This is a genomic window from Kitasatospora sp. NPDC004240, from assembly GCF_053603215.1.
This window is the reverse complement of record NZ_JBSGFD010000201.1, coordinates 1-14,300: the sequence shown is the minus strand read 5'-3', so window position 1 is coordinate 14,300 and position 14,300 is coordinate 1. Positions and strand designations below refer to the sequence as shown.

10 protein-coding genes are annotated in these 14,300 nt (G+C 75.6%); 6 read left to right on the top strand and 4 right to left on the bottom strand.

Going from position 1 to position 14,300, the window contains the following annotated elements; translation table 11 throughout:
• A partial coding sequence (locus tag ACWEQL_RS34975) for a CAP domain-containing protein (RefSeq protein ID WP_452154417.1) occupies positions 1 to 831 on the top strand: 831 nt, incomplete at its 5' end.
• A gap of 170 nt (positions 832 to 1,001) precedes the next feature.
• Positions 1,002 to 2,657 carry a sigma-70 family RNA polymerase sigma factor gene (locus ACWEQL_RS34970; protein ID WP_452154416.1) on the top strand — a complete coding sequence of 552 codons (1,656 nt, stop codon included), beginning with the start codon at positions 1,002 to 1,004 and terminating at the stop codon, positions 2,655 to 2,657.
• A 28-nt stretch (positions 2,658 to 2,685) separates the two neighbouring features.
• Here the strand turns inward: ACWEQL_RS34970 and ACWEQL_RS34965 are convergent, their stop codons facing one another.
• Positions 2,686 to 2,910, bottom strand: coding sequence for a hypothetical protein (locus tag ACWEQL_RS34965; protein WP_452154415.1), 225 nt, complete (start codon positions 2,908 to 2,910; stop codon positions 2,686 to 2,688).
• Positions 2,911 to 3,251: 341 nt separating this feature from the next.
• Between ACWEQL_RS34965 and ACWEQL_RS34960 the strand changes: the two genes are divergently transcribed.
• From ACWEQL_RS34960 to ACWEQL_RS34945, 4 genes are all read left to right on the top strand, one after another.
• Positions 3,252 to 4,556: a hypothetical protein gene (locus ACWEQL_RS34960; protein WP_452154414.1), complete on the top strand. Its 1,305-nt coding sequence runs from the start codon at positions 3,252 to 3,254 to the stop codon at positions 4,554 to 4,556.
• Between the two features lie 674 nt (positions 4,557 to 5,230).
• Positions 5,231 to 6,535, top strand: coding sequence for a VMAP-C domain-containing protein (locus tag ACWEQL_RS34955; protein WP_452154413.1), 1,305 nt, complete (start codon positions 5,231 to 5,233; stop codon positions 6,533 to 6,535).
• A 204-nt stretch (positions 6,536 to 6,739) separates the two neighbouring features.
• Positions 6,740 to 7,840 carry an AAA family ATPase gene (locus tag ACWEQL_RS34950; RefSeq protein WP_452154412.1) on the top strand — a complete coding sequence of 367 codons (1,101 nt, stop codon included), beginning with the start codon at positions 6,740 to 6,742 and terminating at the stop codon, positions 7,838 to 7,840.
• Positions 7,837 to 11,718, top strand: coding sequence for a TIR-like protein FxsC (locus ACWEQL_RS34945; protein ID WP_452154411.1), 3,882 nt, complete (start codon positions 7,837 to 7,839; stop codon positions 11,716 to 11,718). Before ACWEQL_RS34950 ends, ACWEQL_RS34945 begins: the two co-directional genes overlap by 4 nt.
• Before the next feature lie 7 nt (positions 11,719 to 11,725).
• On the opposite strand, the gene ACWEQL_RS34940 is transcribed toward ACWEQL_RS34945, so the two are convergent.
• Genes ACWEQL_RS34940 through ACWEQL_RS34930 form a run of 3 tightly spaced genes read right to left on the bottom strand, consistent with a single transcriptional unit; the run spans position 11,726 to position 14,039 of the window.
• A complete protein-coding gene (locus ACWEQL_RS34940) occupies positions 11,726 to 12,586 on the bottom strand; it encodes a L,D-transpeptidase family protein (RefSeq protein ID WP_452154410.1) in 861 nt (286 codons plus the stop codon).
• A gap of 48 nt (positions 12,587 to 12,634) precedes the next feature.
• Entirely contained in the window at positions 12,635 to 13,528 is an 894-nt protein-coding gene (locus ACWEQL_RS34935) for a hypothetical protein (RefSeq protein ID WP_452154409.1), read from the bottom strand.
• A complete protein-coding gene (locus ACWEQL_RS34930; RefSeq protein ID WP_452154408.1) occupies positions 13,518 to 14,039 on the bottom strand; it encodes a SigE family RNA polymerase sigma factor in 522 nt (173 codons plus the stop codon). Before ACWEQL_RS34930 ends, ACWEQL_RS34935 begins: the two co-directional genes overlap by 11 nt.
• Positions 14,040 to 14,300: the final 261 nt, after the last annotated feature.

Here is a 14,300-nt window from a genome sequence, read left to right as displayed (position 1 = left end):
CGGCGCAAGGGCGGCGTCGGCCCGGCCGTGGCCGTGGCCGCGGTCGTGGCCGGCACCGGGGTGATCGGCGTGCTGGCCGGCGCCGGGTTCGCGGCCTTCGACGGGAAGCACGGCATCGGGGAGAACTCCGTCGCCATGGACGTCGACGGCCTCGCCCCCGGCAGCGGCCCGGCGATCAAGGCCGAGGCGGGCGACCACAACGGCATCCAGGTGCCCGGCGCCGGAGGCATCGACCCGGCCGCCCTCGCCACCCTCCTCCCCTCCCCGAGCGCCGCCCCCACCACCGCCGGGGCGACCACGGACTCCGCCACGCCCACCACCACCCCCACGCCCAGCGCCACCGCCACCGCGACGCCCACCGCCACCACCCGGGCGAGCGCCACCGCGACCACGGCCAAGCCCAGCTCCACCGCCAAGCCGGCCAACACGCCCGCCACCGGCACCGCCGCCGAGTACGCCCAGCAGGTCGCCGACCTGGTCAACGCCCAGCGCGCCCAGAACGGCTGCGGGCCGGTCACCGTCGAGGCCCGCCTCACCACCGCCGCCCAGAACCACAGCGAGGACATGGCGGCCCGCGGCTACTTCGACCACGCCAGCCCCGAGGGTCACCACGCCGACTACCGGATCGAGCAGGCCGGCTACCGCTGGAGCGCCTGGGGCGAGAACATCGCCCGCGGCCAGAAGGACCCGGCCGCCGTCATGAACGCCTGGATGAACAGCCCCGGCCACCGCGCCAACATCCTCAACTGCTCCTTCAAGCAGCTCGGCGTCGGCGTCCGCACCGGCAGCGGCGGCCCCTGGTGGACCCAGGTCTTCGCTTCCCCGTCGTGACGAGGCGTCCAAAGGCCTGCTGTAACAGCCCTGGAGACCGTCCGGTCCGTACCCGGGGCCGTTCCCGGCCCCCGTTTTCCGAATCCGCGCGAATTGCTGTTATCTGAGCTCTTCCCCGAGGTCTCCGAAGAGGCAGCGGCGGAACGGAACGGCAACACGGAGTGCGGACCATGAATGTTGACGTAAGGCGCAGGGCCGGTCGGAACACCCCCACCGGCACCACCTTGGTGCTCGCCGCCCAGGCAGGCGACCGCGATGCCCGGGAGGAACTCGTCGCCACCTGGATGCCGCTGGTCTACAACGTGGCGGGCCGTGCCCTCGACGGCCACGCAGACGTCGACGACATCGCCCAGGAGACCATGATCAGAGCCCTCGACGGACTGGACGGGCTCCGCGACCCCGGCTCCTTCCGCTCCTGGCTCGTCGCGATCACCATGAACCAGGTGCGCCGCCGCTGCACCGGCCAGGCGCAGGCGGCCGTCGGCGGCCTCGACGAGACCTGGGAGGTCCACGACCCGCGCGCCGACTTCACCGACCTCACCATCCTGCGCCTCGGCCTGTCCGGCCAGCGGCGCGAGGTCGCCGAGGCCACCCGCTGGCTCGACCCCGACGACCGCGAACTGCTCTCCCTCTGGTGGCTGGAGGCCAGCGGGGAGCTCACCCGCGCCGAGCTCGCCGAGGCGCTCGACCTGAGCCCCCAGCACACCGCCGTCCGGGTCCAGCGCATGAAGAAACAGCTGGAGGCCGGCCGGGTCGTCGTCCGCGCCCTCGCCGCCTACCCGCGCTGCCCCGAACTCGCCGAGGTCACCGCGAACTGGGACGGCACCCCCAGCTCCGTCTGGCGCAAGCGCGTCGCCCGGCACATCCGCGGCTGCATGGCCTGCGACCGGCTCGGCCGGGACCTGTTCCCCGCCGAGGGGCTGCTCGCCGGCATGGCGCTGGTCCCGTTCCCGATGGGCGACCTGCCGATCCCGCCGCCCTTCGACCCCCAGTCGGCCGCCGCGACGGGCGGGCATCCGGCGGACGGCGGACTCCCGGCCGACGGGGGCTCCGGCGGCGCGGCGGCCGGCGGTCCGTCGGCGGGAGGCTCCGCGGGTGGTTCTGCGGGCGGTTCCGGAGCCGGCTCCTCGGGCGGCGCCTCCGGCGGACCGAACCTCTTCGCCCGCCACCGTACGGCCGTCGGCGCCGGCGGCGCGGCCCTGCTCGCCGTCGCCACCCTCGCGTTCGTCTGGCCGGGCTCCCACAGCCCGGAGTCCGCCCCGGCACCCGAGCCGACCACGCCCGCCAGCGTCCCCGACACCCCGGTCGTCCTGCCGCTGTCCGCCCCCGCACCGGAGACGCCCACCCCGACCCTGACCCCGGTACCCGTGCCGAGCGTCGTCGTCCCGCCCGCACCGACCCCCACGCCGACGCCGACGCCCACCCCCACGCCGACCCGCCCCAGCCTGGAACGCCAGGTCGTCGACCTGGTCAACGCCGAACGTGCCAAGGTCGGCTGTGGGCCGCTGCGAATAGACCCGCGGCTGCACGCCGCCGCCCAGAAGCACTCCGAGGACATGGTCGCCCGCGCCTTTTTCGACCACTCCACCCCGGACGGCGTCCGCCCCGACGCCCGGATCACCGCGGCCGGCTACCGCTGGTCACAGTGGGGCGAGAACCTCGACCGGGGCCCCAGCACCGCCAACACCGTCTTCACCCGCTGGATGGACGGCGGCATCCACCAGTCCAACATGCTGGAATGCGCCTTCAAGGACATCGGCGTCGGCATCGCCCCCGGCCCCGGCGGCCTCTACTGGACCCAGGACCTCGGCGCCCCCGCCGGCTGACCCCCGGCCCCACGACCGGCGGGGACCGTCAGCCCACCAACCCGTTGGCGGTCCCCGTCACGTACCCCGTCGCGTCACTCACGCCCCGGCCGTCCGCCACCGCGGGCACGTCGTCCAGCACCGCGCCGTGGTTCAGGGGCCCCAACGAGTCGACGGGCACCCCGCTCACCCCGGCGTGCGCACTCGGCGCGGTCAGTGACGCCACGACACCCACGGCCAGCGAGGCCACGGCAAGCATGCTGCGCTTCTTCATGCCCGACCCAACGAGCTCGAGCCGCCCGGGTTACGGCCCCGCCCCGGGATTCACCCCACCGCCAGGAGGCGACGTGAGCAGGCCCGCCGCCGGGTAGGCCCGCTCCGCGAGCCGGCGCAGGTCCTCCGCCTCGGAGGCGGTCCCGGCCGGGACCGCCGGCGCCCGGTGTAGGGCGTTCGGCCGCGGCGTCGCACAACCAGGGTGCGATCACCGTGTACTGATCATGTATCAGACCGGTCACGGGCGTTCGCCCGTACCGTCGGACGGGCTGTGGGCCGGGTCGGGCGGCGCTAGTGTGCTGGGCGGATCACAACGGGACAGAACCTGAGGCGGGGGCGGTCATGCGGTTCCTCTTCGTGCACGGCACCGGCGTACGGCGTGAGGGCTTCGACCCGCTCTTCGCCCTGGTGGCCGAGGAGTTGGGCGCGCGGTTCCCGGACGCCGAGGTGGCGCCCTGCTACTGGGGCGACGAGTACGGCGCGGCCCTGGGCGCGGGCGGCGCCTCCATCCCGGGCTTCCCGGGCCTGCCCGCCCAGGCCGGACCCACCGGACCCACCGGACCCACCGGTCCGTGGTCGCCCGTGGCCGAGGAGCACGACGACTGGACGCTACTGCTCGCCGACCCGCTCTGCGAGCTGCGGGTGCTCGCCGAACTCACCACCGAGGACTACGGGTTCGGCTTCCCCGGCGCCCCCCACCCGGGCGCCCTGGCCACCGAGCTGCTGTCCGGCCTCGCCGCCGACCCCGCCACGGCCGCGACCGGGGCGGGCGGGGCCCGGCTGGCCGAGCTCCTCGACGCCACCGGCCTCACCCCGCACCTGCCCGGGGCGCTGAGGCAGGTCGACGGCGCGGAGGAGTTCGCCCGCGCCTGCGAGCAGGCGTTCGACCCCGTCGCCGGCGCCGAGCTCACCGCCGCCACCGCCCGCGCCCTGGTCGCCCAGTTGCTCGCCGACGCCGGCCCCGGCGCGCTCTGCACCGGTGACGAACGCGACCGGCTGGTCGAGCTGTTCGCCGACCTGTTCGGCGGCACCGCGCGCGGACCGGCCGGCCGGGCCGCCGCCGTCCTCGGCAGGCTCGGCATGCGCGTCGGCGGCCAGCGCCTGCTGGACGCCAAGCGCGGCACGCTCACCGTCGGCGCCACGCCCGCGCTCGGCGACATCCTGCGCTACCAGGCCCGCGGCGGCGCCCTGCGCGCCTTCCTCGCCGAGCGGATCACCGCCGCCCCCGGCCCGACCGTGGTGATCGGCCACAGCCTCGGCGGCATCGCCCTGGTCGACTGCCTGGCCCTCGCCGCCGCCGACGGCGCGCCGCTGCCAGGCCTCGACCTACTGGTGACCGTCGGCTCCCAGGCGCCCTTCCTGCACGAACTCGGCGCGCTCAACGGCCTGGAGCCCGGCGCCGCCCTGCCGCCCGGGTTCCCCGACTGGCTCAACCTCTACGACCCCCGCGACCTGCTCGGCTACCGGGCCGGCCCGGTGTTCCCCGGCGACCCCCGGGTCACCGACCGCGAGGTGAGCAGCCGCCAGCCCTTCCCGCACTGCCACAGCGCCTACTTCAAGCTCCCGGCCGTGTACGACGCGATCGCCGCCGCCGTCCACCACGCCGTACGCGGCGACGCCCCGGCGGCCCCCGGACCCGTCGGGTGAGCGCTGCCGGAGCGCCGCCCTGCCGGCCGCTCGCGCCGGAGCGTGTGTTCGCGTTGGTGGTGGGCATCGAGTCGTACGGGGTGGGGCGGGGGTGGGATCTGCGGGGTCCGGCGCGGGATGCGGTGCGGATGGCGCAGTGGTTGACGGGGCCGGGTGGGGTGCCGGTGGCGAACGTGCGGTTGTTCCTGTCGCCGTTGGAGCCGTTCGGTGCGGCGGAGCGGCCGGTGACGTCGTCGGGGGAGCCGTTGGTGCACCGTCCGGCGGTGAGTACGGGGATCGAGGACGCCCTGTTGCGTGAGTTGCCCGGGTGTGACGGTGATCTGTTGTGGATCTACTGGGCGGGGCACGGTTTCGCGGGTGAGGACGACCGGTTGCTGTTGCCGTTCGCGGATGCGGGGGAGCAGCCGATCCGGCATCTGGATCTGGGGTCGGCGTTGCGGTTCTGGCGTTCGGCCAGTGTCGTGCGGGACCGGTTCCGGCGGGTGGTGTCGATCGGTGACGCGTGTCGTCTGGACCTGCCGGCGGCGGCGCGGGCGCGGTTCGGTGCGGTGGACTACGGTCGTGGGGGGCGTGACGCGGGTCGGCGGGATTTCGTGTTGTTCGCCTCGCGGCCGGGGATGCCGGCGCAGAACGTGGACGGTGTGGGCCGGCTCACCGATACCTTGTTGAGCCGGTTGTCGGGCAGGAGTCTGGACGAGAGTGTGCGGGAGCTGCCGGACATCGCGGCGTTGGTCCGTGACGATCTGGCCGCGCTCGCCGTCGGTGGCCGGGCCTGGCAGCAGATCCAGTGGCGGATCACCGGCTGGGACGGCAACCCCCTCGACGGCCACCACTGGACCGAACGGCCACCGGACGGCGCCCCCCGCCTCGACCAGCAGGCCTGGGACGAACTGCGCGGACTGTTCCCCGGCCCCCGCCCGCCCGAGCACGCCTACCAGGCCTACCGCTGGGCCTTCGAGGTCGCCGGCTGCGCCCCGCCCGGCCCCGCGCTGCCCGACCGCAACCCGATGGCCGTCCTGCGCGACCTCGACGAACGCCTCGGCACCGCCCGCAGCCTGCCGCTCCCGCTGCTGTACGTCCGCTTCCTCGCCGCCCGCGAGCCCGACCCGGAACGCGCCGAGGCCCTGGCCGGCTGGGTGCGCCGCACCGCCGGGCGGATCGCCGCCGACGCCGTCCCGGCGCCGGACGCCCCCGCCGGGGACGGCCGCGGCGAACTCCACGTCCAGCTGGTCGAGTCCAGCGAGCAGGACGCCCACCTGGTGCGGATCTGGCTGCACCGCGACGGCTTCGAGCACCTCTGGGAGTCCGACGGCCCGATCCGCCGCGACGCCGTCCGCACCGCGCTCACCGGACAGCTGCTGGGCGACGCGGCCCGGCCGGGCGTCGAACGCATCGAGTTCCACGTCCCCGAGGACCTGCTGGACGAGGACTTCGAACGCTGGCAGCTGCCGATCCGCCGCAAGGGCCGGTACACCGAACTCGGCCGCCGCTTCGAGGTGGTGGTCCGCGCGCCCGACGAGCGCACCGGCCTCGCCGAGGACGCCTGGCGGCGCAAGTGGGCCTGGTTCCGCGCGTACGGCGGCACCGATCCGGCCGGACTGCTCCCGCTGCGCGGCGCCGCGCCGGACGACGCCCGGGTCGACCGGCTCGCCGCCGAGGACCACCCGGTGTGCGCGCTCGTGGAGGTGCCGCACCGCGAACTGCCCGACACCCTGGCCGCGTTGCTCGACGCCGGTCTGCCCATCGCGCTCTGGCGACGCGGCGGCCCGCCCCCGGACGTCCTCCCGGACGGCGCCGACGGAAGCGGCCTGGTCGCGCTGATCACCCCTGAGGAGGCCCCGGGCACCGGCCCCGACCTGGAACGGCTGTCCGACACCGTGCGCCGGTTGCGCGCGGGCGGCCCGTACGCCCCGCCCCAGGCGCTCGTCCTGCTCTGGGACGACCCCGAGCACCGACCGCAGACCCGATCGCTCTCCTGACGCACGACCCGGCCCGTACCGCGCACCGCCCTGCCCGCACCGCCCGTACGACCCTGTAGGCACCGCCCGGCCCGCACCGCCCGCACCACCCGCCACGCACCGCCCCGCCCCCGGCGCGCGCCCTCGGGAGCGCACCCGACGCACCACCCCACCCGAGCTCCCGGGACAGGATCCCGACGGCAGAAGAAGGGAAGGAACGAGGACATGAAGGACTGGTGGATCTACCAGGGCGAGGGCACCCCCGCGCAACGCCTCGCCAGACTCGACGGCAAACAGCCGCCCTGGCGCGACTTCGACGGCACCCCCGACCCCGGCTACCGGCCCCCCGGCTGCACCGGCCCCGCCTGGGAACGCACCCGGCGGCGCGGCGCCGGCTACGTCCCGGACGCGACCGAGATCGACGCCGTCAACACCGCCCTCTACCTGCGCCGCCCGCTGCTGGTCACCGGGAAGCCCGGCGTCGGCAAGTCCACCCTCGCCCACAGCATCGCCGCCGACCTCGCCCTCGGCCCCGTCCTGCACTGGCCCATCACCAGCCGCAGCACCCTGCGCGACGGCCTCTACCACTACGACGCCATCGGCCGTCTCCAGGACGCCAACCTGCGCCACCTGCGCGGCGGCGACACCGGGGAGTCCCCGGCGGCCGGGCAGCCGCAGCCCGAACCCGACCACGACCACTCCATCGCCCCCTACCTGCGGCTCGGCCCGCTCGGCACCGCGCTGCTCCCGCAGGACACCCCGCGCGTCCTGCTCGTCGACGAGATCGACAAGAGCGACATCGACCTGCCCGGCGACCTGCTCACCGTCTTCGAGGACGGCGGCTACGAGATCCCCGAACTCGCCCGGATCGCCGCCCGGGAGAGCCGCGTCCGGATCGGCACCGACGACGAGAACGGGGATGCCGGGACGGAGCCCGGCGCCCACACCGTCACCGTCCGCGGCGGCCGCGTCCAGTGCCGGGCCTTCCCGCTCGTGGTCCTCACCAGCAACAACGAACGCGACTTCCCGCCGCCCTTCCTGCGCCGCTGCATCCGGCTGCACGTCCAGCCCCCCACCACCGAGAAGCTCGAACAGATCATCCGCCAGCGCCTGCACCTGCCCGCCGACCTCGACCGGGAACGCCGCGCGCTCGTCCACGACCTGATCAGCGCCTTCGAACGCCGCCGCGTCGAGGGCGACCTCGCCACCGACCAGCTCCTCAACGCCGTCCAACTGCGCCTCAGCGGCGCCTGGTCCGACGACGAGGAACGCGAGGCCTTCCTGCACACCGTCCTGCAGAAGCTCACCGGACCGGCCGCACCGTGATCGACCGGCTGCTGCGTGCGCTCACCGAGGCCGGAGCCGCCCCGGCGGTCGACCCCGGCCCCGAGGAGCTCGCCGACATCCTCTGGCTCGCCGCCTGCCTCGGCGGCGCCGCCCGCACGCCCGCCGGGGAGCAACCGGAGGAGCGGCCCGAGGACGCACCCGCAGCCGACCCCCCGCCCGGCGCCGACCCGGGCGCCGACCCCGTCCCCGAGCACCCCGAGGGCGATACGCCCGCAGGCGACGGCCCCGGCCCCGGCCCGCGCCGCCGCCACTACGCCCTCGCCGACCGCACCACCCCCGGCCGGCCCGGCGAACGTCCGGGCGACCTGGTCCGCGTCCCCCGCGCCGCCGCCCTCGCCGACCCGCTCGCCGTCATGCGGGCCCTGCGCCCGCTCGGCCGCCGCACCCTCGCCGACAGCCGCGGCACCCCCGAACTCGACGAGGAGGCCACCGTCGGGGCCGGCGCCGACCAGCGCCTCCTCGTGCCCGTCCTGCGACCGGCCCCCGGCCGCTGGCTCGACCTCGCCCTGGTCGTCGACACCCACCGCTCGATGACCCTCTGGCACGACCTGGTCGCCGACCTGCGCCGGGTCATCGCCCAGACCGGCGTCTTCCGCGACCTGCGGGTCTGGTACCTCAGCGGCACCGAGGCCGGCGGCACCCCCGCCCTGGCGGCCGGACCCGGCGGCACCCCGCGCCGCCCCCAGGAGATCGCCGACCCCTCCGGACGCCGGCTGGTCCTCGTCGTCACCGACACCGTCGCCGACGGCTGGGGCCGCCCCGCGCTCGACGCCGTCCTGCGCGGCTGGGGCCGGCACGGCTCGGTCGCCCTGCTCAACGTCCTGCCCGAACGCCTCTGGTCCCGCGGAGCCGTCCGCCCCGTCCCGCTCCACCTGCGCGCCACCGGACCCGCCGCCCCCAACGCCGGCTGGGAGACCAGCACCCCCGGCGCCCGCCCCCGCGGCCGGCGCCTGCGCGCCGCGACCCGCCGCCGGCCCATGCCGGTCCCCGTCGTCGATGCCGCACCCGCCTCGCTCGGCGCGCTCGCCGGCCTGGTCGCCGGCGGCGGCCGACGCACCCGGCTGAGCTGCCTGCTGGTCGGCGAGGAACCCCCGGCGCCGACCGCCCCGGTCACCGCCGCCGCGCCCCCGACCGCCGAACTCGCCCTCAAGAACTTCCGCGAGACCGCCTCCCCGCTCGCCCAGCGACTCGCCGGCCACCTCTCCGCCGTCCCGCTCGTCCTCCCGGTGATGACCCTGGTCCGGCGCGCCACGCTCCCCGACGCCGACCACGGCCACCTCGCCGAGGTCCTGCTCGGCGGCCTGCTGCGCCCCTGGGAGGCGCCCGCCCCCGGCACCGACCCCGACCGGCTGAAGTTCGAGTTCCTGCCCGGCGTACGGGAGGCCCTGCTCGGCGCCCAACTGCGCCCGGACGTCACCCACCTGCGCCGCCTGGTCCGCCGCGAGGTCGCCGCGTACCTGGCCGCCCGGCGGGACTCGCTCGCGGACTTCGTCGCCGTCGAGGCGGGGGAGGGGCCGACCGTGGAGCAGGCCCCGGAGAGGGCGGCCCCGGAGACGGCGCACCCCGCCGAGGGGACGGTGGGCGAGGAGGCACTGCCGTTCACCGAGACGGCGCCGCGGGCGGGCGGCCCGGTCTCCGCCGCCCTCTGGCCGCTGGACCGGGTGCTGGCCTCCCCGCTGGCGCTCGGCGTCCGCGACCCGGGGCGGCAGGACGGCCTGCCGGAGCTGACGCCGTACCTGAAGCGGGAGACGGACGAGACGCTGCGGGAAGTGGCGGTCTCCGCCAACGGCTACCAGCCCTGGCGGCTGTTGGTCACGGGCCGGGCCGGCGTCGGCAAGACCCGGGCCTGTTTCGAGGCACTGCGCCACCTCCGCCCTGACGACTGGATCGTGTGGCACCCCCGGACCACGGCAGAGGTCGCCGCCCCGCCGGACCTCCCGACCCGGGCCACCGTGGTCTGGCTGGACGACGCGGACCTCCTGCTGGACCCGGAGGACGACCGCTACGAGGAGGCCGTCACCGCGCTGACCCAGCTGTGGGACTCCGCCCGGAGCCCGCTGCTGTGGCTGGCCACCGTCCGTACCCCGGCCGTCGACCTCCCGCCGTTCCTCGATCGCTTCGACCAGACGCAGGTCCGGTCCTACCTGTTGGAGAACGAGGTGGCCGAGGCCACCGGGCTGGACCCGCGCCTGGCCGAGGCCGTACGGCTGGCCCAGGTCAACGAGGTGTTCCCGACCCTCGCCAACCTGCCGCTGCTACGCGACCGGCTGGCGGAGGCGCCCCTCGGCGTGCGGATGGTTCTGAACGCGGCCGTCGACGCGCTCCGCCTCCACCATGGCCGGCTGCTCCCGGGCCGGGTGCTGGAGGACGGATCGCTCGGCTACGTGCCGGCGGACGATCTGTCGGACCGTCCGCTGGACTGGTTCCGTGAGGTGATCGAGTACGCCACCGAACCGGTCGACGGCCGGCCGGGCCTGCTCACCGAACGCCCGGCCCGCTTCGGGGCGCTGCTGTACGCGGTCAACCCGGCGGTCGAGGGCTGGCTCGACCGCGAGCTCCCGGAGGACGACCCGCCCCCCTCGCTCCGGCGGGCGTTGCTCCGGCACGCCCTGCCCGCCGATCTGAGACGGATGATCGACCAGGCCCGGGTGACAGGATTCGACCGGTGGGCCGCGGAGCTGGATGTGCGGCTGCGATCCGCGCAGCCCTCGCGACCGGAACCGCGGGCCTCGACGGGTGACCCCGAGGCCCTCACCCGGCCCTACTTCTTCCTCTCCTACGCCCACGCGTCGACGACCGACCGCCGGAACGCCGGCCTGTGGGAGCGCCGGCTCTTCCGGGACCTCTGCGAGGAGATCCTCCAGCTCACCGAGGTATCGAGCGGCGTCCCCGTCGGCTTCATGGACGACCCCGACCGCTACGGCGAGCAGTGGGCGGAGCGGGTCTCGGAGGAGATCGCGGTGTGCCGGGTGTTCGTCCCGCTGTACTCCCCGCGCTACTTCCACAGCGAGCTGTGCGGCCGTCAGTGGTACGCCTTCGCCCAGCGCCCGGTGTACCAGGCGAGTGTGGACTCGGAGCGCACCAGCGGCATCGTGCCGGTGCTGTGGGCGCCGATGAGTCGCTACCCGCTGCCACCGGTGGCGGCCGAGCTCCAGGTCAACCATGCCGGGTTCGGCCCGGACTACGCGACGGAGGGCCTGCAGACCCTGATGAAGCTCGCCTACCACCGGTCCTCCTACGAGCTGGCCGTCCACCGGCTGGCCCGTCGGATCGTGGAGGTCGCCGAGGCCACGGTGATCCCGGTCGGCCGGACCGCGGACATCCGTACCTGGCCGGCCGCATTCCCGGTGAGCCAGGTCTCCGAGCTGCGCATCCTGGTACTGGCGGGTAACCGGTACCAGGTCCCACGGGGCCGGGACCACCGGCACTACGGCCGGCGGTCCATCGACTGGAACCCCTTCGGCCCCGCGATGGAGGGTTCGCTGGCGCGCCGGGTGGCCGACATCGTCATCCGGTTGGGGTACCGGCCGGTCGTCCAGGACTTCGGCCCGGACGAGGTGCGGGCCCTGCTGAGCGCCGGAATGACGGCCCCCGCCCTGGTCCTGGTCGACGGCTTCGCCCTCCTGGACGGCCAGCATCGCTCCCTGCTCCAGGAGTTCGAGCAGAGTCGCCCCCGCTGGACCGCGATCCTGATGCCGTGCAACGCCGGTGACCGCGACCGCTGGGAGGAGGCCACCGGGCCCTGGGCCCTTCTATTCGGGGTGGATGTGGGCTCGGAGAACCTCGAAGCCGCGGTGACCCGGGCCATCCGGACCGTCCGGGCCGAGTTCGAGCGCCACCTCCACGGCGAGGCCTGAGCACCCCTCACTGCCCCAGCGCCGCCGCGTCCCCCATCACCACCACCGGCCGCAGGGCCGGGTCCAGGGCCAGCAGCAGTTCGCGCATGTGCTCCAGCCGCAGGCTCACGCAGCCGTGGGTGGGGCCGCCGTGGTCGACGTGGAGCCAGATGCCGCCGCCGTAGCGGCCGCCGCGGGGGCGGCGGCGGTCCAGCGGGGAGGAACCGGGGACCCGGTTGTAGTCGATGGCGACCACGTGGTCGAAGGAGCCGGCGAGCGGCTCGCCCTCGAAGCCGGTGCCGCCGATGGTGAAGGCGTCGTCGTGGTCGTACGGCAGGCGGGATCCCGGGTCGGGCAGCCGGCCACCCGCGTCGGAGAGGGTGAACACGCCGACGGGGGAGCGCAGGTCGTTCTCGCGGTGGTCGGCGGTCCAGCCGCGGCGGGCGTTGTGGGTGGGCCAGGACGGCCCGGCCTTCCAGCCGTCGCCGGCCTCGTCGTAGGTGTACAGCACGGCGGCGGACGAGGAGGAGTCCGGGCCCCGGCCGGTGACGATCAGTACCTGCCGGGCCTGGGCCGGTACGGCGGCGAGGAACTTCGTTCCGAGGCCGGGCAGTCGGCGGGGCAGTTCGGGCGGGACCGGGCGGCCGGCGGTCACCGCGGCCGGGCCGCTCGGAGCGGCGGATCCCGGTGCCGGCTCGGAGGCGGGCGCGGTGACGGGCGCTGTGGCGTGCACGGTGGCGGAAGTCGAGGTGGACGCCGCGACGGGTGCCCGGTCGGGTGCCGCGGCGGCGGTGATCGTACCCGTGGGCGCACCGGTGGGTGCGCAGGCGGCCAGCAGCAGGGTGGCGGCTCCGCCGACGGCGATCAGGGCGTGACGGGGTAGGGACATGGCGGTTCGGCCTTCGAGAGGGGGTCGGTGGTGCCCTGGCGGGCGGGTTCAGCGCCGGCTGCTGCCGGGCGCGGCGGGTTCGGTGGGCTCGGCGCTCGCTCCGCCCTGGAGGCCGGCCGGGCGCAGGGAGGCCAGCAGGCGTCGGACCTGCTCGATCGTCCGCTGGTCCGGCTCCCTGAGGCAGGCCTCCAGCAGGACGACGCCCTTGGCGATACCGGTGCGCTCGCCCTCCAGGCTGAGGGTGCCGCCGCGGGCCTGGCACACGAGGCCGAGTGGCTGCTCGGTCAGCTGCTCGGGGCCGGCGGACGCCTCCGGTCCGGCCGACGAGGTGGTCAGCATGAGGGTGATCAGCACCCCGCCGCTGTCGAGTTCGCCGGTGGGGGTGCAGACGGCGAGGGGGCTCTTCGGCTCGCCCGTGGGCGGCGGGCAGGTGGCCTTGGCGGTGAGCGCCTGGGTGGACAGGTGGCCCAGGCTGTTCATCGGGTCGTACGAGGGTGCCGCGATCGCGTACCAGTTGGCCGGCAGGTCGAGCACCACCCCGCCGAGGTCCGGGAACCGGACGGGCCGGGCGGGATCGGCGCCGACCTCGGGGGTGGGCGTGGGGGCGGGCGGTCCGGTGACGCCGGTCGGTCCGGCGGCCGGTCCGGCGGCCGGTCCGACGGCCGGGCCCGGGGTGGGCGCGATCGCCGGTGCCGCCACCAGGACGGCGGCCGCCAGTCCGGCGGTCAGCCCGGCGGTGAGCGCCGCGGACCGCCGGCGCCGGCGGGTGCGGTCGGCGCGGTCGAGGATCCGCGCCATCCGGTCGGCGGGCGCCGGCAGTTCGGGCGCGGCCCGGTGGAGCAGGACCCGCAGCTCCTGTTCCACCTCGGCGACATCGTCACCGGGCGTCCGGCCGTCACCGGTGGTCCGGCCGTCATCGGTCAGGTGCTCGTCACCCGTCACGGCGCCCCCCGTCGGTCAGCAGTTCCCGGGCGGGCAGCTTGCCGCGCAGCGCCTGGAGCGCCCGGAAGGTCTGGCTCTTCACCGTGCCCGTGGTGCAGCCCAGGGCCTCGGCGGTCTCCTCGACGCTGAGGTCCTCGAAGTAGCGCAGCACCACCACCGCCCGTTGCCGCGGCGGCAGCGCCCGGACGGCGGCGGCCACCACCTGGCCGACCACCATCTCCTCGAACGGGTCCGAGCGGTTCGTCGGGCGCTCCGGCAGCTCGCCGTGCGGCAGTTCGCCGTGCCAGCGCCGGCGCCACCACGAGACGTGCGAGTTGACCAGGACCTTCCGGACGTACGCCTCCGGCCGGTCGATGGAGATCTTGTCCCATTTCGGCCATACCCGGGCGAGCGCTGTCTGCAGCAGGTCCTCGGCGAGGTGCGGGTCCCCCGTCAGCAGCCAGGCCATCCGCAGCAGGCGTGGGCTGCGGGCGGCGACGAACTCCTCGAAGTCCCGTGTCGCGTCCCTCATCCTGCCGTCCCCGCCGCCATGCCGTTCCCGTCGGTCGTGTCCTTCGCGTCCTTCTCACGGCAGCTGAACGCGATGGGGGCCGGATCGGGTTGCCTCGTCGACCGGGAATCTTTCCGCAAATCTTTTCGCACCTGCCGTGGAGGCGGGCGGCGGGGGGCGTCGGCAGCGTCGGGGCCGACGGCGTCGGGGCAGGCTGGACGGCCCGCGAGCCGGCCGGAGCTGGGCCGGGCGGCGGGCGGGCCGTGGGCACCACGATGCTCC

Coding starts and splice junctions, on each gene's coding strand:
- ACWEQL_RS34950 (WP_452154412.1), top strand. CDS start 6,740: ATGAAGGACTGGTGGATCTACCAGGGCGAGGGCACCCCCGCGCAACGC.
- ACWEQL_RS34940 (WP_452154410.1), bottom strand. CDS start 12,586: ATGTCCCTACCCCGTCACGCCCTGATCGCCGTCGGCGGAGCCGCCACC.
- ACWEQL_RS34960 (WP_452154414.1), top strand. CDS start 3,252: ATGCGGTTCCTCTTCGTGCACGGCACCGGCGTACGGCGTGAGGGCTTC.
- ACWEQL_RS34930 (WP_452154408.1), bottom strand. CDS start 14,039: ATGAGGGACGCGACACGGGACTTCGAGGAGTTCGTCGCCGCCCGCAGC.
- ACWEQL_RS34970 (WP_452154416.1), top strand. CDS start 1,002: ATGAATGTTGACGTAAGGCGCAGGGCCGGTCGGAACACCCCCACCGGC.
- ACWEQL_RS34965 (WP_452154415.1), bottom strand. CDS start 2,910: ATGAAGAAGCGCAGCATGCTTGCCGTGGCCTCGCTGGCCGTGGGTGTC.